This window comes from Stutzerimonas azotifigens DSM 17556, from assembly GCF_000425625.1.
Lineage (GTDB): Bacteria > Pseudomonadota > Gammaproteobacteria > Pseudomonadales > Pseudomonadaceae > Stutzerimonas > Stutzerimonas azotifigens.
On record NZ_AUDU01000056.1, the window covers coordinates 1 to 24,864 of the forward strand.

A 24,864-nucleotide genomic window follows, 5' to 3' on the forward strand; every position below is an offset into this window, starting at 1 on the left:
TCGGCAAGGTAAGCGTCCTGATGAGGGCGTTGGAAGGGCTATAGGCTGGAGGCTGGAGGCTGGAGGCTGGAGGCTGGAGGCTGGAGGCTGGACAGGATTTGGGTTGGCGCTCGCGCCTGTCAAGCCTTTTTTGCGAGGCTTTCCCAGTCGAGCCCTTTCCTACAACCGCAGCCCCTCCCCGTCCACCTTCCAGCCTTCCAGCCTTCCAGCGCTTTTATCGGCCCCTGCCCTTAAAACGCCAGCCTGCGATTGGACGCCTTGATGAACTCGCGCTTGAGGTCCTCGTAGGTGTGCACTGCGGGGAACTGCGGGAACTCCTGGATCACGTTGTCCGGCGCATGGAACAGGATGCCGGCGTGCGCCTCGGCGAGCATGGTGGTGTCGTTGTAGGAGTCGCCGGCGGCAATGACGCGGTAGTACAGGCTCTTGAGCGCGATCACCGACTGGCGCTTCGGGTCCTTCTGGCGTAGCTGGTAGTCGACCACGCGGTCGCCGTCGTCGGTGATCAGGCGATGGCAGAGCAGCGTCGGGAAGCCGAGCTGGCGCATCAGCGGCTGGGAGAACTCGTAGAAGGTATCGGACAGGATCACCACCTGGAAGCGCTCGCGCAGCCAGTCGACGAACTCCACCGCGCCGTCGAGCGGCTTGAGCTTGGCGATCACCGCCTGGATGTCCGACAGTTTCAGCCCGTGCTCGTCGAGGATGCGCAGGCGCTGCTTCATCAGCACATCGTAGTCCGGAATGTCCCGCGTGGTGGCCCGCAACGCGTCGATGCCGGTCTCTTCGGCAAAGGCGATCCAGATCTCCGGTACCAGCACGCCTTCCAGGTCAAGACAGGCAATTTCCACAGGCCAACCCTCGCAGAGTCCAAAAAGAAGCCGGCACTCTAGCGACAAGGCGCGAGCGAAGCAACGCGAGGCTTATGCCTGGAAATGCCGAAGTGGCAGGAGAAAGGTTATTTAGAGGCATAACCCGCTTTTGCTACCATCCGCCGCCTCAAGAGCGCACGAGCGCCACCAGAAGGAAACCGCCTGATGAGCCAGAACATCGACGTCACCGCCTTGGCCGAGGCCTACGCCGGCAAGTCGCCCCAGGAAATCCTCAAGCTCGCCTTCGACCTGTTCGGCGATGACCTGTGGATCTCCTTCAGCGGCGCCGAAGACGTGGTCCTGCTGGACATGGCCTGGAAGCTCAACAAGGGCGTCAAGGTCTTCACCCTCGACACCGGCCGCCTGCACAGCGAGACCTATCGCTTCATCGAGCAGGTGCGCGATCACTACGGCATCGCCATCGACGTGATGACGCCCGATCCGAAGCTGCTCGAGCCGCTGGTCCGGGAAAAGGGTCTGTTCAGCTTCTACCGCGACGGCCACGGCGAGTGCTGCGGCATCCGCAAGATCGAGCCGCTGCGGCGCAAGCTGTCGACGGTCCGGGCGTGGGCCACCGGCCAGCGTCGCGACCAGAGCCCCGGCACGCGCAGCCAGGTCCCGGTGCTCGAGCTGGACGCCGCCTTTTCCACCCCCGAGCGCAGCCTCTACAAGTTCAACCCGCTGGCGCAGATGACCAGCGAGGAAGTCTGGGGCTATATCCGGATGCTCGAGATCCCCTACAACAGCCTGCATGAGCGCGGCTTCATCAGCATCGGCTGCGAGCCCTGCACGCGCCCGGTGCTGCCGAACCAGCACGAGCGCGAAGGCCGCTGGTGGTGGGAGGAAGCCACGCACAAGGAATGCGGGCTGCACGCCGGCAACCTGATCGCCAAGGCCTGAAGAACGTAGCTCAGAAGGTCGGCAGCTCGAGGTGGTTGAAGAGTTCGTCCACCTCGCCGCGGTTGTGGCACTGCAGCGCGCGCTCGACCGCCTCGCGGGTCAGATGCGGTGCGAACTCCTCGATGAAGTCGTACATGAAGCCGCGCAGGAAGGTGCCGCGGCGGAAGCCGATCTTGGTCACGCTGGCTTCGAACAGTTCGCTGGCGTCCAGCACCTCCAGGTCGCCATCAAGCTTCTCGTCCACCGCCATGCGCGCCACGATGCCGACGCCGAGCCCCAGCCGCACGTAGGTCTTGATCACGTCGGCGTCCGCCGCGGTGAACACCACCCGTGGCGCCAGGCCCCGGTGGCTGAAGGCCTCGTCCAGTTTCGAGCGGCCGGTGAAGCCGAACACATAGGTGACGATCGGGTGCTCGGCGAGCGCCTCGAGGGTCAGCTTGTCCAGTTTGGTCAGGGGATGCCCCTTGGGCACGATCACGCAGCGGTTCCAGCGATAGCAGGGCATCATCACTAGGTCGCCGAACAGCTCCAGGGCCTCGGTGGCGATGGCGAAGTCGGCGGTGCCGTCGGCGGCCATCTCGGCGATCTGCATCGGCGTGCCCTGGTGCATGTGCAGCGACACCTCCGGGTACTTGCGGATGAAGTCGCTGATGACCGGCGGCAGCGCATAGCGTGCCTGGGTGTGGGTGGTGGCGATCGTCAGCGTGCCCTTCTTCTCGTTGGAGAACTCCTGGGCGATCTGCTTGATGCTCTCGCACTTGCGCAGGATCTCGCCGGCGGTATGGATGATCCGTTCGCCGGCCGGGGTGACGCGGGTCAGGTGCTTGCCGCTGCGCGCGAACACCTCGACGCCGAGTTCGTCCTCCAGTAGCCGGATCTGCTTGCTGATCCCCGGCTGCGAGGTGAACAGGCTCTGCGCCGTGGCCGAGACGTTGAGATCGTGGTGCGCGACTTCCCAGATGTAGCGCAGTTGCTGAAGCTTCATGCTGCCCCCGGATACGACGACTGTATGGCCACTCGTATATAACCAGATGATGGAATTCGCTAGATTCTAGGTGCTTTTCGTGAGGTTTGCCGCTTCTGTCGTCGCATCGTCTACAGGCCGCGATGCGGGAGCATCGGGACCAGGTACACCGGCACCTCGGCCAATTGCACCAGCCGCGCCGCGGTGCGACCGAGCGGCGTGTCCTGGGCGGCGCCGTGGCTGTGGCTGCCGACGACGAGCAGGTCGACGCCGAGGCGCTCGGCCTCGGCGAGGATGACCTCCGGCGGGTCGCCCTGGATGACCCGGACCTGGCGAATCAGCGCCACGTCATCCAGCCCCTCGCCAACGCCTTCGACGAAACCTTCGTGCACGCGCCTTTCCAGATTGGCCATGACCGCGGTGAGCCCGCCCTGGCGCAGCGAGGCCAGCGTCTCGTCGTCGAGGTAGGTCTGCAGCACCGACTCGGCGAACAGGCCGAGCGGTTCGACCGCGTGTACCACGTACAGGTCGGCGTTGAACGCGCGGCTGAGCGACAGGGCATGCTGAAGTACATAGGAGGCGTACAGGCTCAGGTCCGTCGCGTAGAGGATCGATCTGATCAAGCTGGCCACACCCCCGGAAACCCCGTCTGTCTGCCTGTTGAGCTTAGCAGGGGTATCACCGGGCGCCGGGCTCGCGGACGACCACACGCCGGAATCGTGACCGACCGAGCGAAACGAGGCTATCGTCCGGACCGACGGCGGTCTTCGAGAAAGCGCAGCGCCTGCAGCAGCATCGCGGTTTTCGGCATGGCGTACCCGGCACGCGCGGCGGCCGCCAGCGGTGTGGTGTACAACGCCTCCAGTTCCAGCGGACGCCCGTGGGTGAAGTCGTGGTACATGCTCGGCAGGTAGTTCGGCAGGCGCGAGGTGCCGAACAGCATCTTCTCCGGCAGATCGGCCGGCAGCGCATGCCCGCAGGCGGCGGCCGCGCCGAGGGTCTCGTCCATCACGGCCTTGACCAGCGCGCGGCTCTCGGGGTGTCCGAGCAGGCCTTCGGTACCGCTGTCCAGCAGCACCGCCAGGCCGTTGAAGGGGGCGTTCCAGACCAGCTTCTGCCAACGCGCCTGATCCAGGCTGGGCATTCCGCTGGCCTCGATGCCGGCGCTGCCGAACAGGCCGACGGCTTCCTCCACCGCCGCCCGGGCCTCGTCGCCGGGGCCGGAATGGTAGGCGAAGTTGATGCTGCCCAGCGCCTCGTGCACCACCACTCCGGGCTCGGCGCGGTGGACGCAGATGAAGCACAGCCCGCCAAGCAGGTGCAGCCCTTCCGGCAACAGCGGGCGCAAGGCGTCCTCGACGCCCAGCCCGTTCTGCAGCAGCACCACCCGGGCAGCGGGCGCCGCCGCCCGGGCGATGAGCGGCGCAAGCTCGGCATTGCTGGTGGTCTTCGCGCAGACCAGCAGCCAGTCGCAGGCCGGCATCTCGGCGACGTCGCGACAGGCCTGCACCGACTGCAGCGCGAGGCTGCCGTGCACGGCACTCTCCACCCTCAGGCCGTGCGCCATCACGGCCTCGTACTCGCTGCGCAGCAGGAAATGCACGTCGTGGCCGGCGCGAGCCAGCATGGCACCGTAGAAACCACCAATGGCGCCGGTGCCGATGACACCGATGCGGGGACGGGTTTGCGACATCCGGATCTCTCCATTGCGAACGGGCGGCAGGCTCCCCCGGGAGCTGACGAAGCACAGCTCGCCACACCTTACAGGCGGGCCGCCAGGGACCCAACCGCAAAGCCTGGCCATTTCCGCCAAACAAGCGGCTGCTCGTGCACGAACGGCATTGTCGAGGCCTGGCAATACGCGCTAAGGTTCCGCTCCCCCGCTGCGCCCTTATCTGCCCCGTTCCGCCGCACCGGGAGGCAGGCGGATGGCTTCCCAGAAGACGAGTACCCCATGGCTGACCTACCCATCGACGATCTCAACGTCGCCTCCAACGAGACCCTGATCACCCCGGAGCAGCTCAAGCGCGAGATTCCGCTGACCGACGCCGCGCTGCGCACCGTGGCCCACGGCCGTCAGGTGGTGCGCGACATCCTGGACGGCAAGGACCACCGCCTGTTCGTCGTGGTCGGCCCCTGCTCCATCCATGACCTGAAGGCCGCGCACGAGTACGCCGAGCGGCTCAAGGGGCTGGCGGAAAGGGTGTCCGACACGCTCTACGTGATCATGCGGGTGTACTTCGAGAAGCCGCGCACCACCGTGGGCTGGAAGGGGCTGATCAACGATCCCTACATGGACGACTCGTTCAAGATCCAGGATGGCCTGCACATCGGCCGCCGGCTGCTGCGCGACCTCGCGGAAATGGGCCTGCCGACCGCCACCGAGGCGCTCGACCCGATCTCCCCGCAGTACCTTCAGGACCTGATCAGCTGGTCGGCCATCGGCGCGCGCACCACCGAATCGCAGACGCATCGGGAAATGGCTTCGGGCCTGTCCTCGGCGGTGGGCTTCAAGAACGGCACCGACGGCAGCCTGACCGTGGCCATCAACGCGCTGCAGTCGGTCTCCAGCCCGCACCGTTTCCTCGGCATCAACCAGGCCGGCGGCGTGTCGATCGTGACCACCAAGGGCAACCGCTACGGCCACGTCGTCCTGCGCGGCGGCAACGGCAAGCCGAACTACGATTCGGTCAGCGTCACCCTCTGCGAGCAGCAGTTGGTCAAGGCCGGCATCCGCCCGAACATCATGGTCGACTGCAGCCACGCCAACTCCAACAAGGACCCGGCCCTGCAGCCGCTGGTGATGGACAACGTCGCCAACCAGATCCTCGAAGGCAACACCTCGATCATCGGCCTGATGGTCGAGAGCCACCTCGGCTGGGGCAACCAGCCCATCCCGAAGGACCTGTGCGACCTGCAGTATGGCGTGTCGGTCACCGACGCCTGCATCGACTGGGACACCACCGCAAAGGCGCTGCTGGGCATGCATGCCAAGCTCAAGGACGTGCTGCCGGGACGTCGCCGCGACTGAAGCACCCGGGCAGGCGGCCGCTCCGAGCGGGCTGCCGCCTGCGATCAACCCATTCATTCCCCTCGGGGCGGGCCATCTCGCCGCTCGCCCTGCCCCCTTGTCGCCTCAGTCGTCGGCCGGCGCTTCCTGGCGCTGGCGCCGTTCGAGATAGCTCTCCACGTACGAGCAGGACGGAATGACCGTGTACCCCTCGCGCTCGGCGAACGCCAGTGCGTGCTCGGCCAGCACCGCGGCGATCCCGCGGCCACGCAGCTCGTTCGGCACGAAGGTCCGGTAGATATCCAGCGTCTGCTTGCCCAGGTCCATGTACGCGAGGTACGCGCGATGGCCGTCCACGACCGTCTGGAACTGGTGGCCTTCACGATCGTGGTGGACAGTCGGTGCCTCGCTCATGGGGACTCCTTAGCAGGACAACCTGCGCATTCTGATTATTGTTGGATGGGGTTGCTCGAACGGCGATGGCGACCGGCCGCAGGAAAGGCGCCGGACAACGAGGCAAACCCGTCCAACCTTTCTACCTTGTCCGGACACCAACTGCCAACCCTTCCACAGAACATCCGCCAAAAGACACCGGAGTTCACACTAAGCGTACCGTTGCGGGAATTTTTCAAGCCCAGCGATGACTTATAAGTGCGGCTTGTGCTGCATGACCGGAGCGTTGTTGCAACGCTCCAAAACGACCGTCAACTCTAACTGGCTGTTTTTTAGCCAGCCCATGTCGCACGGGCACAACGGCTCCTGAACCGATGTGAAAAAAAGCCTGCAAGGCTGCGTTGGCCGAGTTTACTTACTACAACTAATCGGTAGTATGTGCGCGCCAACTTCCGCTCATGGGGAGTTGCTAACGGATTTTCCAAAATGAAGGGGAACACGATGAACAACGTTCTGAAATTCTCTGCTCTGGCTCTGGCCGCAGTTCTGGCTACCGGTTGCAGCAACAGCATGACCAAAGAAAGCGAAGCCCGTCTGACCGCTACCGAAGACGCCGCTGCTCGCGCTCAAGCCCGTGCCGACGAAGCCTACCGCAAGGCCGACGAGGCTCTGGCAGCCGCTCAGAAGGCCCAGCAGACCGCTGACGAAGCCAACGAGCGCGCTCTGCGCATGCTGGAACGCGCCAGCCGCAAGTAAGGCGCAACCGGTACGAAAAAGCCGACCTCGAGGTCGGCTTTTTTTGCCCGCGATTCAGGGTTGGATCAGTTGCCGGCAGTGACCAGCGCGGCGGACTCCGGCTCGGCGATCTGCACCGGCAGGCCATCTTCGGCCGCGACGATCTCGCGGATCATGTCCCAGTCCAGATGCAGGGTGGTCGGGTCGTCGGTGCGCCGCAACAGGGTATTGATCACCGCCGCGTGCTTGTCCATCAGCGATACCGGCTGCTCGCCCTCCAGCGGCGCGTGCGCTTCGAGATAGATCTTCCCGTCGCTGACGCCGAACTTGTACGGCTCGTCGATGATGCGGATCTTGGTGCCTACCGGAACGAGGTCTGCCAGTTCCAGCACGTTGTGGTTCAGCATGCGGAAACAGCCATGGCTGACCCGCATGCCGATGCCGAACTTCTTGTTCGAGCCGTGAATGAGATAGCCCGGCATCGACAGGTTGAACTTGAACGGCCCCAGCGGATTGTCCGGGCCGGGCGGGACGACCGCCGGCAGGGGGTCGCCCTCGGCGGCATGCTCGTCGCGGATCGACTGCGGCGGGTACCACGCCGGATTCGGCGTCTTGCCCGTCACCCGGCCGGTGGCGATCGGCGAGTTCCAGCCTTCGCGGCCGATGCCCAGCGGATAGGTGTAGACCAGGTTCTCGCCTTCCGGGAAGTAATACAGGCGGTACTCGGCCAGGTTGATCACTATCCCTTCGCGCGGCCCCGGCGGCAGGATGAAACGCGACGGCAGGATGACATCGGTGCCCTCGCCCGGCAGCCAGGGGTCGACGCCGGGGTTGGCCGCGACCATCTCCAGGTAGCCGAGGTCGTTCGCCTCGCCCAGATCGGCGAAGGTGTCCTCGTACTTCGCCTTCACCACTTGCACCTGCCCGACGATGTCCTCGCCTTCCGGCGGCAGCGAGTACACCGCCGCCGAGATCGGCATGGCGGCGAGCAAGGCAGAAAACGACAGACAGCAGGCGACCGCAGACGCACGCGACAACATGGGCAATCCTTCACGGGAGGAATGAAACAGCGGCCGATTGTACACCGCCTCGCGCGTTTCCCGGGAGCTACCAGGCTCCGGACGGCGCCGCCTGGCCCCGGCGCTGCGCCTTGAGCAGGTCGTGGCAGGCACGACACAGCCGGCGGTCGCCGAGCATCCCCTTGCGCAGCTCGAGCCAGCGCGGCTGCGCCGGGAGGAAATTGCCGCAGAGAGTGCGGTCGACGTGGCCCGCCAGTTCCAGCTGCCGCAGGGCCAGGTGCAGGCGATTCTCCCGGCAGGCGAACAGGTCGAACTGCTCGTCCGGCTGGATCAGGCGATAGGCATACAGGGACCAGGCGACGCGCGGCATGCGAAGCTCCTTTCAAGGCGCGCGACAGTAGCCGCCCGCGGGGCTCAAAGCAAGGCTTCCAGCTGCTCCCAGGCGTTGTCCAGCAGGCGTTGCTGGGCTTCGGCGGTGGGGTGCACGCGGTCGCTCTGCATCATCCCCGGCACGCCGCCAACACCCTCGAGAAAAAAGGGCACGTAGGCCACGTCCTTCTCCTCGGCCAGCGAATCGAATACCTTCGCGAAGGCCTGCACGTAGCGCTCGCCGAGATTCGGCGGCATGCGCATGCCCAGCAGCAGGACCCTGGCGCCGGCTTCGTGCGACCGATCGATCATCGCCGCAAGATTCTGTTTCATTTGTACGGGCGACAGACCTCTCAGTCCGTCGTTGCCGCCGAGCTCGATCACCACCACGTCCGGGCGATGCTCGGCGAGCAGTCCGGGCAGCCTGGAAAGCCCGCCGGCCGTGGTGTCGCCGCTGATCGAGGCATTCACCACGCGGTGCTCGCCGCCCTCTCTGTCGAGCCGCTGCTGCAGCAGCTGCACCCAGCCCTGGCTGGTTTCCAGGCCAAAAGCCGCGCTGATACTATCCCCGACCACCAGCACCGTGTCGGCCAGGGCGCCCTGGGCCCAGAACAGCAAGGCCACGACACCGCCTTTCAGCCACGCTCGCATCGGATACTCCATGACCGCCATCCTAGTTGCCCGGCACCTTAGCAAAGTGGTCCCAAGCGCGGAAGGCGCGCTCAGCATCCTCGAAGACCTTTCGCTGACCCTGGAAAGCGGCGACAGCCTGGCCATCGTCGGCACCTCGGGCTCGGGCAAGTCAACGCTGCTGGGGCTGCTGGCCGGCCTGGACCTGCCCTCCGGCGGCAGCGTACGGCTGGCCGGGCACAGCCTGTCGGAACTGGACGAGGACGCCCGCGCCAGGGTGCGCGCCGAGCACGTCGGCTTCGTCTTCCAGTCCTTCCAGCTGCTCGACAGCCTCGATGCGCTGGAGAACGTCATGCTGCCGCTGGAACTGGAAGGCCGGGCGGACGCCTCTTCGCGGGCCCGCGCGCTGCTCGAGCGGGTCGGCCTGGGTGCGCGCCTGCGCCACTATCCGCGGCAGTTGTCCGGTGGCGAGCAGCAGCGGGTGGCGATCGCCCGGGCCTTCGCCGCCGATCCGGACATCCTCTTCGCCGACGAGCCGACCGGCAACCTGGACACCGAAACCGGCGCGCACATCACCGACCTGCTGTTCGAGCTCAACCGCGAACGCGGCACGACGCTGGTCCTGGTCACTCATGACGAGCGCCTCGCGCGCCGCTGCCAGCGCCAGCTGCGCCTCGAAGGCGGCCGCGCGCTGGTCGCGGAGGTCCTCGCGTGAAAGGCATGCCGCCCGCCCGCCTGTTCCTGCTCGCCTGTCGCCAGCTGTGGCGAGACGCCCGTGCCGGCGAACTCCACGTGCTGTTCCTCGCCCTGCTGGTCGCGGTCGCTGCCAGTACCGCGATCGGCTATTTCAGCGGCCGCCTGAGCGACGCCATGCAGCTGCGCGCCACCGAGTTCCTCGCGGCCGACCTGGTGCTGCAGGGCACCGCGCCCGCCGAACCGGGCCAGCTCGAGGCCGGCCGCAGCGCCGGGCTGGAACATGCCAGCGTGGTCGAGTTCTCCAGCGTGATCGCTACCGACCAGGACATGCAGCTGTCCAGCGTGAAGGCGGTCGACGACACCTACCCGCTGCGCGGCGAGCTGCGCAGCGCCGATCAGCCCTATGGCGCCGAAACGCCCGGCGGCCGCCCGGGGCCGGGCGAGGCCTGGGCGGAAGCCCGGCTGTTCGCCGCCCTGGGACTGCAGGTCGGCGACAGCATCGAGGTTGGCCGCCAGCCGTTGCGGCTGACCCGCGTGCTCACCTACGAACCCGACCGCGTGGGCGACTTCTACAGCCTCACGCCGCGGGTAGTAATCAATCTGGCCGACCTGCCGGCCACCGGAGTGATCCAGCCCGGCAGCCGGGTGCAGTACCGCGAGCTGTGGCGCGGCACGCCGGAATCCCTGGCGAGCTACCGCAGTGCCGTCGAGCCCGACCTGCAGGCCCACCAGCGCCTGGAGACGGCGAAGGACGGCAACCGCCAGATCGGCGGCGCGCTGGCCCGCGCCGAGCGCTACCTGAACCTGGCCAGCCTGGCCGCGATCCTGCTCGCTGGCGTCGCCGTGGCGCTGTCGGCGACGCGCTTCGCCACGCGGCGCCTGGACGCCAGCGCCCTGCTCCGCTGCCTCGGCCTGTCGCGCCACGAAACCCTGGCGCTCTATGCCCTGCAACTGGGCCTGCTGGGGCTGGCCGCCAGCCTGGCTGGAGTCGTGCTCGGCTGGCTCGCCCAGCACGCGCTGTTCTTCCTGCTCAAGGACCTGCTCGCCCAGGAGATTCCCGCCGGTTCGGCCTGGCCGGCGCTCGCCGGGATCGCCACCGGGCTGGTGGCGCTGGCCGGTTTCGCGCTGCCGCCGCTGGCGGCGCTCGGCCGCGTGCCGCCCCTGCGCGTGCTGCGCCGGGACCTGCTGCCGGTGCCGGCCAGCAGCTGGTTCGTCTATGGCGCCGCGCTGCTGGCGCTCGGCCTGATCATGTGGCGCCTGAGCCTGGACCTGAAGATCACCGCCGCGCTACTCGGCGGCGGGCTGGTGGCGACGCTGGTGCTCGGCGGGCTGTTGCTGCTAGCCCTCAGGGGCCTGCGCCGCGCGCTCGCCGGCGCCTCGCTGCACTGGCGGCTGGGGACCGGTCAACTGCTGCGACACCCGCTGGGCGCTGCCGGGCAGTCGCTCGCCTTCGGGCTGATCCTGCTGGCGATGGCGCTCATCGCCCTGCTGCGCAGCGAGCTGCTCGACGCCTGGCAGGAACAGCTGCCGGACAACGCCCCGAACCACTTCGTGCTCAACGTGCTGCCGGACGAGCGCGACGCCTTCGCCGCACGGGTCGGGCAGTTGGCGACCCACGCTGCGCCGCTCTATCCGGTGGTGCCGGGACGGCTGGTGGCGATCAACGGCGAGCCGGTGCGCCAGCTGGTCAGCAAGGATTCGCGTGGCGATCGCGCCACCCGCCGCGACCTCAGCCTGACCTGGTCGGCCGACCTGCCGAACGACAACCAGCTGCTGGCCGGCCGCTGGTGGAGCGATCAGCCTGCCGGCGAGCTGCCGGGCGTCTCGGTGGAGAGCGAGCTGGCCGAGAGCCTGGCGCTGCAACTGGGCGACCGCCTGACCTTCAGCGTCGGCGGCATCGACCGCGAGACCCGGGTGACCAGCCTGCGCGAAGTGAACTGGGACAGCTTCCAGCCCAACTTCTACATGATCTTCGAGCCCGGCACGCTGCAGGATATCCCCGCCACCTACATGACCAGCTTCTACGTCCCGCCGGGGCACGAGCGCGAACTGATCGAACTGGCGCGCGCCTTCCCCTCGGTGACGCTGCTGCAGGTCGACGCCCTGCTTGCGCAGCTGCGCGGCATCATCGGGCAGGTCTCGGTGGCAGTGGAGTTCGTCCTGCTGTTCGTGCTCGCCGCGGGCATCGCGGTGCTGTTCGCCGGGTTGCAGGCGACCCTCGACGAGCGCATCCGCCAGGGCGCCCTGCTGCGCGCACTTGGCGCCGGCCGCAGCCTGCTGGTGCGCGCCCGGCGCACGGAATTCGCCCTGCTCGGCGCCAGCAGCGGCGTGCTGGCGGCGCTCGGCTGCGAGCTGGTGAGCCTGCTGCTCTACCGCTTCGCCTTCGACCTCGACTGGCAGCCGCACCCCTGGCTGCTGGTGCTGCCGCTGGTCGGCGCGCTGCTGGTCGGCAGCGCCGGGGTGCTCGGCACGCGCAGGGCCCTGGAGGCGAGCCCGCTGGGCGTGCTGCGCGAAGCCTGATCGGGATAGACTGCCAGGTTTCCACCGGACCACCGCCCCCCATGACCCGCTACCGCCCGCCCCGTACCGCCGGAACCCCGCTGATCACTCCCGAAGGCGAAGCCCGCCTGCGCGCCGAGCTGCACGAACTCTGGCACGTGCGGCGGCCGCAGGTCACCCAGGCGGTCAGCGAGGCGGCGGCCCAGGGCGACCGCTCGGAAAATGCCGAATACACCTACGGCAAGAAAATGCTGCGCGAGATCGACAGCCGCGTGCGCTTCCTGACCAAGCGCCTGGAAAAGCTGAAGGTGGTGCACGAGCGCCCGTCCGATCCGGGCAAGGTGTATTTCGGCGCCTGGGTCACGCTCGAGGACGAGGACGGCACGCAGGCGCGCTACCGCATCGTCGGCCCCGACGAACTCGACCTCAAGCAGGGGCTGATCAGCATCGACTCGCCGCTGGCCCGCTCCCTGGTGGGCAAGCCGCTGGATGCGGAGGTGAGCGTGGAAACGCCGACCGGCCGCAAGACCTGGTACGTCATCGAGATCCGTTACCCGTGACCCGGCCCGTGCCAGCGGAGCGCCGCGGCGGTCTCAGCGCGCCGCGCTGCGGGGGCCGGACTCCAGGGAGAAACGCTCGCGCGCATAGGCCTGGTAGTACTTGTTCACGCTGCTGACGTAGCTCACCACGCCCATGCCCATGGTCTCCATGGCCACCCGCTCGACCTGGAAGAACCACTGGTCCGGATTCAGCCCGCGGCGCCGGGCCTCGGCACGCAGCGACTGCACCCGTTGCGGCCCCATGTTGTAGGCGGCCAGGGTGAAGGCCATGCGCTCGCGCTCGTTGAGCCGCGGGCTGGAGAAGAACTTGCGGCGGATCAGCGCCAGGTACTGGGCGCTGGCACGCACGTTGTTGTCCAGCGCCGCAATGTTGTCGACCCCCAGGCTGCGCGCCGTGGCGGGCGTCACCTGCATCAGTCCCACCGCACCGCCGGCGCCCCGCGCCGCCGGGTTCAGCGTGGACTCCTTGAATGCCAGCGCGGCCAGGTTCAGCCAGTCGAACGCCTGCGCCTCGGCATGCCGCTGCAGGGTTTCCTTGACCTTGTCCAGGCGCTGGCGGCCAATGCGGTCGAGCGGCGACTGCACCTTGTACAGCCGCCGATAGACGCGCTCGAACACCGCATCCTGGTTCTCCGGCGGGCGGTATTCGCTGAGGAAGCGATCGACGCTGGCGCGCAGCATCGGCGCCTGGCGCTGCACGAACCAGCTCATGTCGGCCGGCTCGCCGAGGGTCAGACGACGCTCGATGCGCAGCTTGGGCATCACCCTCGACCAGCGCTCGGCGATCGGCTGCTCGACCACGGTGGCCACATAGATGCCGGCCTGCACCATTTCCAGCACGTCCTCGACGGCCAGCGTGGGATCGACCCACTCGATCGCCACCGGCGAACGGTTCTGCGCCATCAACTGCCGGTTGAGCCTGTTCACGTGGGGCGCCGCCGCGCTGCCCGCCGACAGCGCCAGGCTGCGGCCGGACAGCTGCTCGAGGTTTTTGTAGGTCGGCCCGCCCTGCCGCCCCACCAGCACCAGCGGCACGTCGGCGACCACCGCGCGGCTGCGGGTCACCTCGCGCGCACCGGTGGTGACCAGGCGCTCGCCCGGCGCGACCAGATCGCCCTCGCCACGCTGCAGCGCGCCGAGCAGCTGGTCCTTGGCCATGGGGATCAGCTTGAGCGTGATGGCCTTCAAGTTCGGGTCGCGATTGAGATAGTGCTCGAAGGCCCGCAGGCGCCCGTACTCCACGCCGATCGCCTCGCCCTTGACCTCGCCCGAGCTGTTGCGGCTCTGGTTGACCAGCACGCGCAGCACACCGCTGCGGCGGATGTCGGCCAGATCGCGGTCCGCCGGCTTCGATTGCCAGGCTTCCGGCGGCCCCACCACCAGGCGCGCGGCGGCCGTCCCGGGCAACAGCGCCAGCAGGGCGAACAGCAGCAGTAAGGCGCGCATCCTCATCATCGGTTCAATTGCAGTGAGCCAGGGGACGGTGCGACCATCGTCGCGCGAGGGGCGAAGGGTCTCACAGCCGACCGGCAAGTGCCACCTCCAACCTAGCACCGACCTTAGCTTATGATCTCAACCCATTGATTTTCCACAAAGAGCCGTCCATGCCTCTCGTCGATATCGGGGTCAACCTGACCCATTCCGCATTCTCTGGCGAGCCACAGGCCGTGGTCGAGCGCGCGCGGCGGGCCGGCGTCGAGCAACTGGTGCTGACCGGTACCAGCCTGACCGAGAGCGAGGCCGCGCTGGAACTGGCGAGCCGCCTGGACCCGGGCGGAACGCGGCTGTTCGCCACCGCCGGGGTGCATCCGCACGATGCCAGGAGCTGGACCAGCGCCTCGGCCGGCGCCCTGCGCGCCCTGCTCGACCAGCCGCGCGTACGGGCGGTGGGCGAATGCGGGCTGGACTTCAACCGCGACTTCTCGCCGCGACCGCAACAGGAGAAGACCCTGGAAGCACAGCTCGAAGTCGCGGTACGGAGTGGACTGCCGGTGTTCCTCCATGAGCGCGAAGCGGACGAACGACTGGTCGCCCTCCTGCGGCCGTTCCGCGACCACCTGAACGCGGCAGTGGTGCACTGCTTCACCGGCGAGCGCAGGGCGCTGTACGCCTACCTCGACCTGGACCTGCACATCGGCATCACCGGCTGGATCTGCGACGAGCGCCGCGGCACGCACCTGCACGCGCTGGTGCGCGACATCCCGCAGGGGCGGCTGATGCTGGAAAGCGACGCCCCCTACCTGCTGCCCCGCACCCTGCGGCCGCGTCCGCGCAGCGGCCATAACGAGCCCGCCTACCTGCCGCTGGTGCTGGCGGAAGTGGCGCGCCACCGCGGCGAGACCGAGCAGGCGCTGGCCGCCCACACCACCGCCTGCGCCCGGGCCTTCTTCGGCCTGCCGGCGGTCACCGACGAAAACCCTGGCGAGCCGCCTCAAGAATGAGCCGCGCAGGCCGCTAACTGGACAGGGGTTGATGAACGTCAACCGCACCCGCCGCGCGGCCGGCACAATGGGTAACGCTTCCCGACACTGACAAAAGAAGAGCATCGATGGGCGCCTGGATTCGAGATCTTTCGCTGAAGTACAAATTTTGGGCCGTCAACCTGGTGGCTTTCGTCACCACGCTGCTGCTGGTGCTTTTTTCCATGCATCTGGAACAGTCGGCCCGCGTCGCCGAGGCGCGCAGCGCGGCGACCGCGCGTGCGGCGCTGATCGAGGCCTGGCCGGCCGGCACCGCCGTGCCGAGCGGGCGCGATCTGCTGGCCTTCGCCAGCGGCCAGCCGCTGGTGGTCGACGGCGCCACGCTGAGCCCGCGCGCCGGCTGGGTCGAGCTGACACACGACGCCCTCTTCGGCAATTCGCCCGCCGTCGGCGCGGTGGTCGTTCCCGGCGCCGAGCGCAACCACGTGGTGGTCGCCCGCGCGCCCAGCCTCTGGCAGATCTTCAGCCAGCACTTCTTCAGCTATGCGCTCGCGGTAGCGGTGCTGATGCTTTCCCTGCTGGCCGCCTCGCAGCTGCTCATCCGCTTCCTGCTGAGCCACCTCAACACCCTGAAGGACGTGATGCTGCACGTCGAGCACAGCGGCGACCTGTCGGCCCGCGTACCGCTCGACAGCCGCGACGAGGTCGGCCAGATGGCCACCGCGTTCAATGCCATGCAGAGTGGCTACCAGCGCATCGTCAGCACCGTCGCCCAGGCCGCCGCCCGCCTCGACGCCGGCGCCAGCCAGCTGGCCGCCAGCATGAAGGACGTGCGCCAGGGCATGCTCGGCCAGCAGAGCGAGACCGACCAGGCCGCCACCGCGATCAACGAGATGTCCGCCACCGTCTACCACATCGCCCAGCACGCCGGGGACACCCGCGACCAGTCGCAGAACGCCGATCGCCTGGCCGGCGAGGGCCAGCAGGTGGTCGCGCGCGTCGAAAAGTCTATCTCCAGCCTGTCCCAGGGGGTGCAGCAGACCGCCGGCATGATCCAGCAGCTGGCCACCGACAGCCAGCAGATCAACGGCGTGGTGAGCGTGATCCACAGCATCGCCGAGCAGACCAACCTGCTGGCGCTCAACGCCGCCATCGAGGCCGCCCGTGCCGGCGAAATGGGGCGCGGCTTCGCGGTGGTTGCCGACGAGGTGCGCAACCTGGCCAAGCGCGTGCAGGAATCCACCGACCAGATCACCCGCATGGTGACCGACCTGCAGGCGACCACCCGCGACGCGGTGGAGTTCATGCAGGAAAGCTCGCTCAAGGCCGACGACTGCGTGCGCGAGGCGCACGAGGCCGGCTTGGCGCTGGAGGCCATCACCGGCGCGGTGGCGCAGATGCGCGAAAGCAACACCCAGATCGCCGTGGCCGCGGAACAGCAGAGCCAGGTGGCCGAGGAACTCAACCGTTCGGTCACCGGCATCCGCGACGTCACCGAGCAGACCGTCCAGCTGACCGTCACCTCCACCGAGACCAGCGCCCAGCTGGCCGGGCTGTCCAGCGAGCTCAGCCGGGCGATCGGGCAGTTGAAGCTCTGAGGCGGCGCCGAGCGGGGCGCGCCCCGCCTTGCAGGCCTCAGCCGAACACGGTGACCGTCTGGCGGCTCAGCGCGATCAGTTCGCCGTCGGGCGTCCACAGCCCTGCCGCGCAGTGCCCGTAGCCGTCGCGGGCGTGCTCGATGACCGCGCGGTAGCGGCACCAGTCGTGGGTATCCAGCGTCGGCACCGGCTGGACGAACTCGATGGTCCAGGTCAGCGAACTAGCACGGGCGAACGTCTTCAGGTGCGGCAGCACCGCCGGCGGCCAGGCATCGACCAGCGCCAGCAGATGCGTCTCGGTCACCGCCTCGCGCGCCACCTCGCCGCGCAGCCGCACCCAGCCGCCCATCTCGCGCGAGCTGTTGCCGCTGAACGGAAGTCCGCCGACGCCCCAGCGCATCGCCAGGTAGCGGGTGAATTCCGGCGCCGAACCCGGCACGTAGGGCAGCTCCCGGCAGGCCTCCACCGCCGGCATGTCCGGCGCGGGCTCGGCGGCCACCGCGATCCGCGATTCGCGCGAGGCGCCGAAACTGCCCTGCACCAGCGTCACCACCTGTCCGTCTTGCACGGCGCGGCCGATGATCTGGCTCACCGCCTTGCCCTCGCGCAGCACCTCGGCGTCGAAGCGGACCGGCGCGTCGACCGCCATCGGCCCGACGAAGGTGATCGCCAGCGAGCGCACCGGCCGGCCTTCCGGCACACAGGCGCGCATCGCCTCGTAGACCAGCGCCGCCGCCAGCCCGCCGAACACCGCCCGCCCCTGCCCCCAACTCGCCGGCACAGTGACGGCCTGCGGATCGCGGCGTACCGCTTCGATCAGCTCGGAAAAGGTCATTGCTGCTGTCTCCCAGTGGACAAGTGCCAGGATGGTACCGAGCGCCGGGGCGGAGGGCGATTCGCTGCCGGGCACCCGGCTGGGCGCGAATGGTCGATCATCCACCGCGGCAATCGGCCGCGTCATTCGGCGAGCGTGGAGCGCCCCTTGCGCCAGGGCAGTTCGCGGCGCAGTCGCTTGACGCTGGCCGCCAGCTCGCGCGCGCTCACCGGCGCGTCGGCATAGCGGGCCGCCTCGTAGCAGCGGGCGAACGCCAGGATTCCGTCGGCATGCTCGGGCAGGCGCCGTGCCGCACGTGCCGCGAACGCCTGCGGCCCCTCGCCGGGCTGCCGCCGCACGCCTTGCCGCGCGAGCGCCTGCTCGAAGGACTGGTACAGCGCCAGCTGCACGTCCTTCTCGCGGCGCCACGGCTTGAGCAGCAGCAGCGCGAGGATCGCCAGGCCGACCGCCAGGGCGCCGACCAGCACCAGCCCGGGTATGCGCCAGTCGGTGCTGCCGAACAGCCGCTGGAACAGGCCCGCCTGCTCCTCGTCCTGGTAGCCGAGCACCCAGCGCTGCCAGCCGTAGTTGAGGCTTTCCCAACCCAGGCGCAGGTCGTTCAGCCAGCCGATGTGGCGATAGCGCAGCAACGCTTCGGAGGTCTCGTCGAACAGCTCGCGCTCCTGCGGCAGCGCCTCGACCAGCCCCAGCTCGATCCGTTCCGGGGCGACCTGGAAGGTCGGGTCGACGCTGACCCAACCGCGCCCCGCGACCCAGTACTCGACCCAGGCGTGCGCATCGAGCTGGCGCACGGTGAGGTAGTTGCCGGCCGGGTTGAATTCGCCGCCCTGGTAGCCGATGACGATCCGCGCCGGAATCCCCGCGGCGCGCAGCACGAAGGTCATGGCGCCGGCGAAGTGGATGCAGAAGCCCTGGCGGGTCTCGAACAGGAAGTCGTCGACGATCTGGTCGCCGACCGGCGGCGGGCGCAGCGTGTAGCCGTAGGGCTCGCGGTTGAAGTGCGTCAGCAGCGCGGCCACCAGGGCCTCGCTGTCGACGCTGTCACGGCGCAGTTCCAGGGCCCAGGCGCGGCTGCGCGGGTTGCCCCGTTCGGGCAGTTCCAGCGCCCGCGCCAGCGTGTCGGGGGTGGCGGTGGGCTGGCGCAACGCCTCGGGCCAGGAGGTGGCGCGGTACATCAGCGGCGCATCGACCGGCGTCGGCCGCTGTACGTGGAAGTCGGGCATCAGCTGCGCGTCGGCCCCGGTCACGTTCGGCACGTCGAGGGTGTACAGCCAGGGGCGGCGGCTCGGCTCCATGACCACGCTGTAGTGCACCGGCTCGCCCGCCGGCGACCACTGCGGCGCAACCGGCAGGCGCGAGGCCACCGATTGCGACCAGCGCCGGCCGTCGAAGCGCTCGAAGGTCGCCGCGCGCCAGTAGAGCCGGTCGCGCGGCGGCACCTGGCCGGTGAAGCTGGCCCGGAACGCCAGCTCCGCCGAGCGGCTCAGTTCGACGATGTCGCCCGGCGCCATCTGCTCGGAAAGGCCCACCGTCTGCCGCGGCGCCGAGGTCGGTACCGACCACAGCGGCGCCAGGCGCGGGAAGAACAGGAACAGCACCACCATCAGCGGCAGCGCCTGCAGCAGCAGGCTGCCGGCCAGCCGCAGCGCCGGCCAGGGCCGGCTGAACAGGCGGCTCTGCTGCAGGCCGATCATCGCCGCCAGCAACGCCAGCACCGGCAGGAGGCTGTAGGTGCCGGCGACCAGGCCGTCCTCGAACAGGTAGCTGGTCACCACGGTGAAGAAGCCGAGGAAGATCACCACCAGGGCATCGCGCCGCGTGCGCATTTCCAGCAGCTTCAGGATGAAGGCGGCGATCAGCAGCACCACGCCGGCATCCAGGCCGACCAGCCCGCCGCGCGAGAGATAGACGCCGGAGCCGGCGGCGAGAATGATCACCGCCTTGACCCAGGACGGCGGGTAGTTCGCCTGCATGCGGAAGATGCGCAGGCGCCAGGCCACGCAACCGAGCCAGAGCGCGACGATCCACAGCGGCAGATGGGTCAGGTGCGGAACGATCACCAGCACCTGCGCGACCAGCAGCCAGACCAGCGTGTTGCGCGGGATGCCCTGCAGTGCGACGGTCATGGCCGCGCCGCCGTCGGGCGTTCGGCCACACCGTGCAGCGCCAGGGCGCGCAGGCAGGCGTCCGCGTGATCGCGCCCCTGCGCCGGCGCGATGTTCCGCCCGGGCAGGCGCAGGCCGAAGGCGGTGTGCTGCTCGGTCAGCGTCTGCACCCAGTGGCAGAGCCGCGACAGCCGGCTTTCGGCGTCGCCACCCAGCGCTTCATAGTCGAGCATCAGGTCCCGCCCCGCCACCGCGGCGAACTCCTTCACCAGCAGCCCCTGGCCGCGCGAATAGGCCTTCCAGTGCAGGCGGCGGCGCGAGACGCCCGGCTGCCAGGGGCTCAGCCCCTGATAGTCGTCGGCACCGGCGCCGCGCAGGTGCCGGCCCTCCTCGTCGCCGCGGCTGCCGTCCTGCAGTGGCAGCTCATCGGCGACCGGCCACGGGTACACCAGCACGGCGAGGTCCAGGTCCACCCAGCTCCAGGCGACGAACAGTCCCAGCGGAAAACGGCTTTCCACGCGCAGGCGTGGCGGCCGGAGCCAGCCGCGCCGCGTCGTGGACAGGGTCAGTTCGACCTCGCAGGCCCCGCGAGCGGGCACGTCGGCGAGTTCGAAGGTCTGCCCGGGCCAGCCCAGCGCGACCGCCTGGTGCGTGCGGCCGCCGCTTTCCAGCCTCACCCAGGGATGCGCGCGCTCGCCGCAGAACACCGGCCTGGTGCGTCCGGCCTGCAGCCGCAGGCCCGCCATGTTGCGCCAGGTGTGCAGCAGGGTGACGGCGAACACCGACGCGAGCAGGAAGGTCATGGCATAGGCCAGGCTGTTGCGGTAGTTGATGGCCGCCAGCAGCATCAGCAGCAGCGCCACGAGAAAGGCCATCCCCACCGTGGTCGGCACGATGAAGATGCTGCGCTGCGTCAGCTGCACGCTGGTGGCCGCGGGCAGGCGGCGGGCCAGCCAGCGATCGCGCAGGCGCTGCAACCGGCTCGGGGCACGGCCGCTCAAAGCGGAGGGACCTCCCGCAGCAGCCATTGCACGAGCGTGCCGCCACCCAGCTCGGTGGGGTCGCTGCGCTCGCGCAGGCGATGCCCGACCACCGCCGGCAGCACCGCCTGCACGTCTTCCGGAATGACGTAGTCGCGCTCGGCCAGATAGGCCCAGGCCCGGGCCGCACCGAGCAGCGCCAGGCTGCCGCGTGGCGACAGGCCCCAGGCGAACTGAGGCTGGCTCCGGGTCGCTTCCACCAGCCGCAGCACGTAGTCGGCCAGCGCGTCGCTGACGCGCACCCGCTCGACCTCGTCCTGGATCGCGGCGAGCGCGGCGTGGTCGAGCAGCGGCTCCAGCTGCGGCAGCATGTCCCGTCGTGCGCGGCCCATGAGCAGCGCCTTCTCCGCGGCGCGCGCGGGATAGCCGAGCGACAGGCGCATCAGGAAGCGGTCCAGCTGGGATTCCGGCAGGGCGAAGGTACCGCCCTGGTTCGCCGGGTTCTGGGTGGCGATGACGAAGAACGGATCCGGCAACGGCCGCGTCGCCCCCTCGATGGTCACCTGCCCCTCCTCCATCGCCTCGAGCAGCGCGCTCTGGCTCTTCGGCGTGGCGCGGTTGATCTCGTCGGCGAGGATCAGCTCGGCGAAGATCGGCCCGGGGTGGAAGACGAACTGCCCGCTGTCCCGGTCGAACACCGAGGTGCCGAGGATGTCGCCCGGCAGCAGGTCGGAGGTGAACTGGATGCGCTGGAAGCTCAGCCCCAGCACCCGCGCCAGAGCATGGCTCAGGGTGGTCTTGCCCATGCCGGGCAGGTCTTCGATCAGCAGGTGCCCGCGCGCCAGCAGGCAGGTCAGGGCCAGGCGCACCTGCCCTTCCTTGCCCAGCAGTACCTGATTGACGGCATCGAGACAGGCGTCCAGTTGGCTTCGCATCGTTCACTCCTTACGTGCAGGAGGCCGATGCTACTGGGCTGCCCGGGCCCGGGCAAAGCGCCATGTGCCCCAGTTCACGAAACTGTGACCGCGAAGACCTTTGCCGGAAGTTTCGGGCGGCGGCCGGCTAGAGGCGGAACTGCCCGGCCATGCCCCGCAGCTCCTGCCCCAGCTCCGCCAGCTGGATGCTCGAGGCCGCCGTTTCGTCCATGGCCGCCGCCGACTGGTCGGCGATGTCGCGGATCGAAGTGACGCTGCGGTTGATCTCCTCGGCCACAGCCGTCTGCTGCTCGGCGGCCGCGGCGATCTGCTGGTTCATCTCGAAGATGCGCGTCACTGCCTCGGCGATGGCGGCCAGCGCGCCTTCGGTCTGGTTGGCGTCGGCCACCGTGTGGGTCACCAGGCTGGCGCTCTGCTGCATGTCGCTCACCGCCCGCCGCGTGCCTTCGCGCAGGGTGGCGATCAGCGTCTCGATTTCCGCCGTGGACTGCTGGGTACGCCGGGCCAGCGCACGCACCTCGTCGGCCACCACGGCGAAGCCACGCCCGGCCTCGCCGGCGCGCGCCGCCTCGATGGCGGCATTGAGCGCCAGCAGGTTGGTCTGCTCGGCGACGCTCTTGATCACGTCCAGCACCGCATCGATACGCTGGGTCTCCTGGCTGAGGCGCTCGATGCTCGCCGTGGTGGTGTTCATCGCCGCGGCCAGCTGATCGACGCGCTGCAGGGTCTGGCGCACCACCTGGCTACCGTTGCCGACGCGGTCCTCGGCCTGGCGGGTGGAGGCGGCGGCGACTTCGGCATTGCGGGCGACCTCGTGCACGGTGGCGGTCATCTCGCCCATCGCGGTGGCCACCTGGTCGGTCTCCAGCTTCTGGTTGTTGACGCCCAGGCGGGTCTGCTCGGTGACCCCGGAGAGCGCCTGCGCCGAGCCGGAAATTCGCTCCACCCCGCCCTGCAGCCGTCCGACCATCTCGCGCAGGTTGCCGGCCATGGCCTGCATGGCCGTCAGCAGTTGGCCGACCTCGTCGCGCCGCGCCACCTCGACGCGCACGCTCAGGTCGCCGGCGGCGATGCGTTCGGCCTGGGCGATCACCTGCTTGAGCGGGCGCACGATGAGCAGGCTGATGATCACCGCGGCGCACAGGCCGAACAGCAGCGCCAGCGCCGCGGCCAGCAGCATCAGGCCGCTGCTGGCGCGCTGGCCGTCGCGCATGGCGGTGCGCTGCGCCGCCTGCGCCCGCTCGACCTGCCCGAGCATGGCCTCGGCCGTGCTCACCAGTTGCCGATAGACCTGCTTCTGTTGCTGCAGGTGGGCCGAATACTTCTCGAGGTGGTCGTTGAACGAGTCCACGTTGACCACCGCCTCGCCCAGCACCGCCGCATAGCCGGGGTCCTCCAGGGCATCGCGCAGCTCCGCCGCCAGCGCCTGGGCCTCGCCGGCCTGGGCGATCTTCTCCTGCGCCGCCTCATCGCCGCGCCGGCTCGCCTCCAGCCGCTGGCGGGCCTGGCCCAGCGCCTGCAGCAACAACTGGTGGATCCTGCCCACCTGCCCGGCCTGCCGCACCTCGACCTGCCCCTGCTGGCCCTGGCTGCTCCCGAGCAGGTCGGTGCCGTCCTCGGCCAGCCCCTCCTGCAGCAGATCCAGGCTGTTGGCGGCGCTGACCACCAGCCAGTCGGCCGCATCCAGCGACAGCTGCATGTTGTCGGTCAGCTCCACGTAGCGATCGAAGGCCGCGCGGTATTCGGCCAGCGTCGGCTCCACCTCGGCCAGCGCCTGCGCCGTACGCGCGTCCAGCTCGTCCTGGAGCGCCTGGCCGGCCTGCACGATCGCCTCGGCCTGCTCGGCCAGGTGCTCGGCATGCTGCTTGTCGCCGCTCAGGGCGAAGGCCTGCTCGCTGTTGCGCATGCGCAGCACCTGGTCGCTCAGGCTGCCCATGCGCTGCAGCAGGCCGGCGCCGGCATTGACCTCGCGCAGCGCCAGCAACCCGGTGGCGGCCACCAGCACGGTGAGCGCCAGCACCAGGGAGAACCCCAGCGTCAGCTTGGTGGCCGTGCCCAAACTGACCACCCGACTCGTCAGTGACGCCCTCATGACTACCCCCTGTCCCCGCTAGCCGCGAGCTACCGAACATAGGAGCGCAACCCCGCCGGCGACAAGCCGGCAGGGGGCGGATTGGCACGATTAGCTAAGAAGAGGTCGCTTTCAGAGCGCCCGGCGTCAGGGGCGCTGCATCCGGAACAGCTCGGTGGTGCGGCAGTAGGCGCTGCCGCCGAGGCGCCCGACCAGGTCCAGCGCGGCCGGGTCGATGCGCCCGCGGGCATCCAGCACGGCGTCGTCGATATGCGCCAGCAGCACCTCGGCGAACACCAGGTGGCAGTTCGGCTGCGTCGCCGGATACGGCTGGATCTGCGCCACCCGGCACTCGAAGGCGACCGGCGCGCCGGCGACGCGCGGCGGACGCACCCGGACCGAGGGCGCCTCGGCGATCCCGCAGTGGGCGAACTCGCTGACCTGGTGCGGCAGTGCCTCGGCGGACGCGTTCATCGCCTCGGCCTGCATCATGCTGACCAGGTTGACGACCAGCTCGCCGGTGGCCTGGGCGTTCAGCAGGCTGTCCTTGAGCTGTCCGTCGCGCTGGCCGATGTTGACCATCAGTGTCGGCGGCTCGTCGCTGATCACCTGGAAGAAGCTGAACGGCGCGAGGTTGGCGTTGCCTTCGGCCGACAGGGTCGAAACCCAGGCGATCGGCCGTGGCGTGACCGTGGCGGAGAGCCAGCGATAGGCTTCCAAGGGCGCGAGTGCGCCGAAATCCAGCTGCATGAACGACTCCATCGGATGAGCAACTGTTGATCAGGTGGCAGCGCCGGCGCCGCAGGGTGGGCTTTAGCCCACCAACTGCTGAAAGCCGTGGCCTCTCTGGTGGGCTAAAGCCCACTCTACGCGGAACGCCGCCCGGCCCACCCTACTAGATTCGGCACCGGCTTTCCCTTCTCCCCCGGAAGAAGGTGGCCCGGCCGGATGGGCCGCGAGCCGGGTGCCGGCCGCCCGGATGATCAGCGCCCGGCGCGGGATTCTCGCAAGTAGAAGCGCGCCTTCTCGGCCTTCTGCACACAGCCGCGGAAGCCCTCGAACTGCTGCTGGGTCTTGGCCCCGGCCAGCAGCGCCATGGCCTTCGAATAGCTGACGGTGCCGGCGAAGCCTTCCGCCTCGGCCAGGCTCTGCTCGCGCCAGGCGGCTTCAAGCTCTGAGGCGCAGCTGTCGCGATAGGCCGTCTTTCCGGCGCAGCCGCTCAGCGCGATCACCAACAGGGGCAGTGCGATCAACAGTCTCATGGGATGTCCTCGCT

At 69.0% G+C, this 24,864-nt stretch carries 24 protein-coding genes; 8 read left to right on the plus strand and 16 right to left on the minus strand.

The features are described 5' to 3' along the window. Positions 1-230: 230 nt before the first annotated feature. On the minus strand, positions 231-848 hold the full coding sequence (thrH, locus tag H610_RS0105885; protein WP_028238820.1) for a bifunctional phosphoserine phosphatase/homoserine phosphotransferase ThrH: 618 nt from the start codon (positions 846-848) through the stop codon (positions 231-233). 186 nt (positions 849-1,034) lie between these two features. Here thrH and H610_RS0105890 point away from each other — a divergent pair, with 186 nt between their 5' ends. Then, a complete protein-coding gene (locus H610_RS0105890; protein WP_028238821.1) occupies positions 1,035-1,769 on the plus strand; it encodes a phosphoadenylyl-sulfate reductase in 735 nt (244 codons plus the stop codon). Positions 1,770-1,779: 10 nt separating this feature from the next. On the opposite strand, the gene cysB is transcribed toward H610_RS0105890, so the two are convergent. From cysB to H610_RS0105905, 3 genes are all read right to left on the minus strand, one after another. Continuing rightward, a complete protein-coding gene (gene cysB / locus H610_RS0105895) occupies positions 1,780-2,754 on the minus strand; it encodes an HTH-type transcriptional regulator CysB (protein ID WP_028238822.1) in 975 nt (324 codons plus the stop codon). Positions 2,755-2,864: 110 nt separating this feature from the next. After that, positions 2,865-3,356, minus strand: a complete 492-nt coding sequence (locus H610_RS0105900; RefSeq protein ID WP_028238823.1) for a universal stress protein — start codon at positions 3,354-3,356, stop codon at positions 2,865-2,867. Between the two features lie 119 nt (positions 3,357-3,475). After that, positions 3,476-4,426, minus strand: coding sequence for a putative 2-dehydropantoate 2-reductase (locus tag H610_RS0105905; protein ID WP_028238824.1), 951 nt, complete (start codon positions 4,424-4,426; stop codon positions 3,476-3,478). A gap of 261 nt (positions 4,427-4,687) precedes the next feature. Here H610_RS0105905 and H610_RS0105910 point away from each other — a divergent pair, with 261 nt between their 5' ends. Next, positions 4,688-5,764: a 3-deoxy-7-phosphoheptulonate synthase gene (locus H610_RS0105910; protein ID WP_028238825.1), complete on the plus strand. Its 1,077-nt coding sequence runs from the start codon at positions 4,688-4,690 to the stop codon at positions 5,762-5,764. Positions 5,765-5,869: 105 nt separating this feature from the next. Here H610_RS0105910 and H610_RS0105915 read toward each other — a convergent pair whose 3' ends face one another. Then, entirely contained in the window at positions 5,870-6,157 is a 288-nt protein-coding gene (locus tag H610_RS0105915; RefSeq protein ID WP_028238826.1) for a GNAT family N-acetyltransferase, read from the minus strand. Between the two features lie 480 nt (positions 6,158-6,637). Between H610_RS0105915 and H610_RS0105920 the strand changes: the two genes are divergently transcribed. Next, the gene (locus H610_RS0105920) at positions 6,638-6,892 is read left to right on the plus strand and encodes an Lpp/OprI family alanine-zipper lipoprotein (protein WP_028238827.1); all 255 of its coding nucleotides are present in this window, start codon (positions 6,638-6,640) and stop codon (positions 6,890-6,892) included. A 65-nt stretch (positions 6,893-6,957) separates the two neighbouring features. On the opposite strand, the gene H610_RS0105925 is transcribed toward H610_RS0105920, so the two are convergent. The 3 genes from H610_RS0105925 to H610_RS0105935 all read right to left on the minus strand — a co-directional run bounded on the left by H610_RS0105925 (position 6,958) and on the right by H610_RS0105935 (position 8,910). Continuing rightward, positions 6,958-7,911, minus strand: a complete 954-nt coding sequence (locus H610_RS0105925; RefSeq protein ID WP_028238828.1) for a L,D-transpeptidase family protein — start codon at positions 7,909-7,911, stop codon at positions 6,958-6,960. 67 nt (positions 7,912-7,978) lie between these two features. Continuing rightward, positions 7,979-8,260, minus strand: coding sequence for a hypothetical protein (locus tag H610_RS0105930; protein ID WP_028238829.1), 282 nt, complete (start codon positions 8,258-8,260; stop codon positions 7,979-7,981). A 44-nt stretch (positions 8,261-8,304) separates the two neighbouring features. Further along, positions 8,305-8,910 (minus strand): arylesterase, encoded by a 606-nt coding sequence (locus H610_RS0105935; protein WP_028238830.1) that lies wholly within the window; start codon positions 8,908-8,910, stop codon positions 8,305-8,307. Positions 8,911-8,920: 10 nt separating this feature from the next. Between H610_RS0105935 and H610_RS0105940 the strand changes: the two genes are divergently transcribed. Genes H610_RS0105940 through greB form a run of 3 tightly spaced genes read left to right on the plus strand, consistent with a single transcriptional unit; the run spans position 8,921 to position 12,644 of the window. Next, positions 8,921-9,604 carry an ABC transporter ATP-binding protein gene (locus tag H610_RS0105940; RefSeq protein ID WP_028238831.1) on the plus strand — a complete coding sequence of 228 codons (684 nt, stop codon included), beginning with the start codon at positions 8,921-8,923 and terminating at the stop codon, positions 9,602-9,604. A 5-nt stretch (positions 9,605-9,609) separates the two neighbouring features. Further along, positions 9,610-12,105, plus strand: coding sequence for an ABC transporter permease (locus H610_RS0105945; RefSeq protein ID WP_201768350.1), 2,496 nt, complete (start codon positions 9,610-9,612; stop codon positions 12,103-12,105). Between the two features lie 41 nt (positions 12,106-12,146). Continuing rightward, complete coding sequence (gene greB / locus H610_RS0105950) at positions 12,147-12,644, plus strand: transcription elongation factor GreB (protein ID WP_028238833.1); 498 nt, start codon at positions 12,147-12,149, stop codon at positions 12,642-12,644. 33 nt (positions 12,645-12,677) lie between these two features. On the opposite strand, the gene H610_RS0105955 is transcribed toward greB, so the two are convergent. Continuing rightward, positions 12,678-14,090, minus strand: a complete 1,413-nt coding sequence (locus H610_RS0105955) for an MltF family protein (RefSeq protein ID WP_028238834.1) — start codon at positions 14,088-14,090, stop codon at positions 12,678-12,680. Positions 14,091-14,248: 158 nt separating this feature from the next. Between H610_RS0105955 and H610_RS0105960 the strand changes: the two genes are divergently transcribed. Next, entirely contained in the window at positions 14,249-15,085 is an 837-nt protein-coding gene (locus tag H610_RS0105960) for a TatD family hydrolase (protein WP_028238835.1), read from the plus strand. A gap of 107 nt (positions 15,086-15,192) precedes the next feature. Next, positions 15,193-16,662, plus strand: coding sequence for a methyl-accepting chemotaxis protein (locus tag H610_RS0105965; protein WP_028238836.1), 1,470 nt, complete (start codon positions 15,193-15,195; stop codon positions 16,660-16,662). 37 nt (positions 16,663-16,699) lie between these two features. Here the strand turns inward: H610_RS0105965 and H610_RS0105970 are convergent, their stop codons facing one another. The 7 genes from H610_RS0105970 to H610_RS0106000 all read right to left on the minus strand — a co-directional run bounded on the left by H610_RS0105970 (position 16,700) and on the right by H610_RS0106000 (position 24,850). After that, positions 16,700-17,497, minus strand: a complete 798-nt coding sequence (locus H610_RS0105970; RefSeq protein ID WP_028238837.1) for an acyl-CoA thioesterase — start codon at positions 17,495-17,497, stop codon at positions 16,700-16,702. Between the two features lie 122 nt (positions 17,498-17,619). Further along, positions 17,620-19,623: a transglutaminase TgpA family protein gene (locus tag H610_RS0105975; RefSeq protein ID WP_028238838.1), complete on the minus strand. Its 2,004-nt coding sequence runs from the start codon at positions 19,621-19,623 to the stop codon at positions 17,620-17,622. Beyond that, complete coding sequence (locus H610_RS0105980; RefSeq protein WP_028238839.1) at positions 19,620-20,603, minus strand: DUF58 domain-containing protein; 984 nt, start codon at positions 20,601-20,603, stop codon at positions 19,620-19,622. Before H610_RS0105980 ends, H610_RS0105975 begins: the two co-directional genes overlap by 4 nt. Continuing rightward, on the minus strand, positions 20,600-21,517 hold the full coding sequence (locus H610_RS0105985; protein ID WP_028238840.1) for an AAA family ATPase: 918 nt from the start codon (positions 21,515-21,517) through the stop codon (positions 20,600-20,602). Before H610_RS0105985 ends, H610_RS0105980 begins: the two co-directional genes overlap by 4 nt. A gap of 127 nt (positions 21,518-21,644) precedes the next feature. Then, complete coding sequence (locus H610_RS0105990; RefSeq protein WP_028238841.1) at positions 21,645-23,609, minus strand: methyl-accepting chemotaxis protein; 1,965 nt, start codon at positions 23,607-23,609, stop codon at positions 21,645-21,647. Positions 23,610-23,735: 126 nt separating this feature from the next. Further along, positions 23,736-24,338: a flavin reductase family protein gene (locus H610_RS0105995; RefSeq protein WP_028238842.1), complete on the minus strand. Its 603-nt coding sequence runs from the start codon at positions 24,336-24,338 to the stop codon at positions 23,736-23,738. Between the two features lie 233 nt (positions 24,339-24,571). Further along, a complete protein-coding gene (locus H610_RS0106000; RefSeq protein WP_028238843.1) occupies positions 24,572-24,850 on the minus strand; it encodes a hypothetical protein in 279 nt (92 codons plus the stop codon). Between the last annotated feature and the right edge of the window lie 14 nt (positions 24,851-24,864).

Coding starts and splice junctions, on each gene's coding strand:
- H610_RS0105890 (WP_028238821.1), top strand. CDS start 1,035: ATGAGCCAGAACATCGACGTCACCGCCTTGGCCGAGGCCTACGCCGGC.
- cysB (WP_028238822.1), bottom strand. CDS start 2,754: ATGAAGCTTCAGCAACTGCGCTACATCTGGGAAGTCGCGCACCACGAT.
- H610_RS0105905 (WP_028238824.1), bottom strand. CDS start 4,426: ATGTCGCAAACCCGTCCCCGCATCGGTGTCATCGGCACCGGCGCCATT.
- H610_RS0105910 (WP_028238825.1), top strand. CDS start 4,688: ATGGCTGACCTACCCATCGACGATCTCAACGTCGCCTCCAACGAGACC.
- H610_RS0105915 (WP_028238826.1), bottom strand. CDS start 6,157: ATGAGCGAGGCACCGACTGTCCACCACGATCGTGAAGGCCACCAGTTC.
- H610_RS0105920 (WP_028238827.1), top strand. CDS start 6,638: ATGAACAACGTTCTGAAATTCTCTGCTCTGGCTCTGGCCGCAGTTCTG.
- H610_RS0105925 (WP_028238828.1), bottom strand. CDS start 7,911: ATGTTGTCGCGTGCGTCTGCGGTCGCCTGCTGTCTGTCGTTTTCTGCC.
- H610_RS0105930 (WP_028238829.1), bottom strand. CDS start 8,260: ATGCCGCGCGTCGCCTGGTCCCTGTATGCCTATCGCCTGATCCAGCCG.
- H610_RS0105935 (WP_028238830.1), bottom strand. CDS start 8,910: ATGCGAGCGTGGCTGAAAGGCGGTGTCGTGGCCTTGCTGTTCTGGGCC.
- H610_RS0105940 (WP_028238831.1), top strand. CDS start 8,921: ATGACCGCCATCCTAGTTGCCCGGCACCTTAGCAAAGTGGTCCCAAGC.
- H610_RS0105945 (WP_201768350.1), top strand. CDS start 9,610: ATGCCGCCCGCCCGCCTGTTCCTGCTCGCCTGTCGCCAGCTGTGGCGA.
- greB (WP_028238833.1), top strand. CDS start 12,147: ATGACCCGCTACCGCCCGCCCCGTACCGCCGGAACCCCGCTGATCACT.
- H610_RS0105955 (WP_028238834.1), bottom strand. CDS start 14,090: ATGCGCGCCTTACTGCTGCTGTTCGCCCTGCTGGCGCTGTTGCCCGGG.
- H610_RS0105960 (WP_028238835.1), top strand. CDS start 14,249: ATGCCTCTCGTCGATATCGGGGTCAACCTGACCCATTCCGCATTCTCT.
- H610_RS0105965 (WP_028238836.1), top strand. CDS start 15,193: ATGGGCGCCTGGATTCGAGATCTTTCGCTGAAGTACAAATTTTGGGCC.
- H610_RS0105970 (WP_028238837.1), bottom strand. CDS start 17,497: ATGACCTTTTCCGAGCTGATCGAAGCGGTACGCCGCGATCCGCAGGCC.
- H610_RS0105975 (WP_028238838.1), bottom strand. CDS start 19,623: ATGACCGTCGCACTGCAGGGCATCCCGCGCAACACGCTGGTCTGGCTG.
- H610_RS0105985 (WP_028238840.1), bottom strand. CDS start 21,517: ATGCGAAGCCAACTGGACGCCTGTCTCGATGCCGTCAATCAGGTACTG.
- H610_RS0105990 (WP_028238841.1), bottom strand. CDS start 23,609: ATGAGGGCGTCACTGACGAGTCGGGTGGTCAGTTTGGGCACGGCCACC.
- H610_RS0105995 (WP_028238842.1), bottom strand. CDS start 24,338: ATGCAGCTGGATTTCGGCGCACTCGCGCCCTTGGAAGCCTATCGCTGG.
- H610_RS0106000 (WP_028238843.1), bottom strand. CDS start 24,850: ATGAGACTGTTGATCGCACTGCCCCTGTTGGTGATCGCGCTGAGCGGC.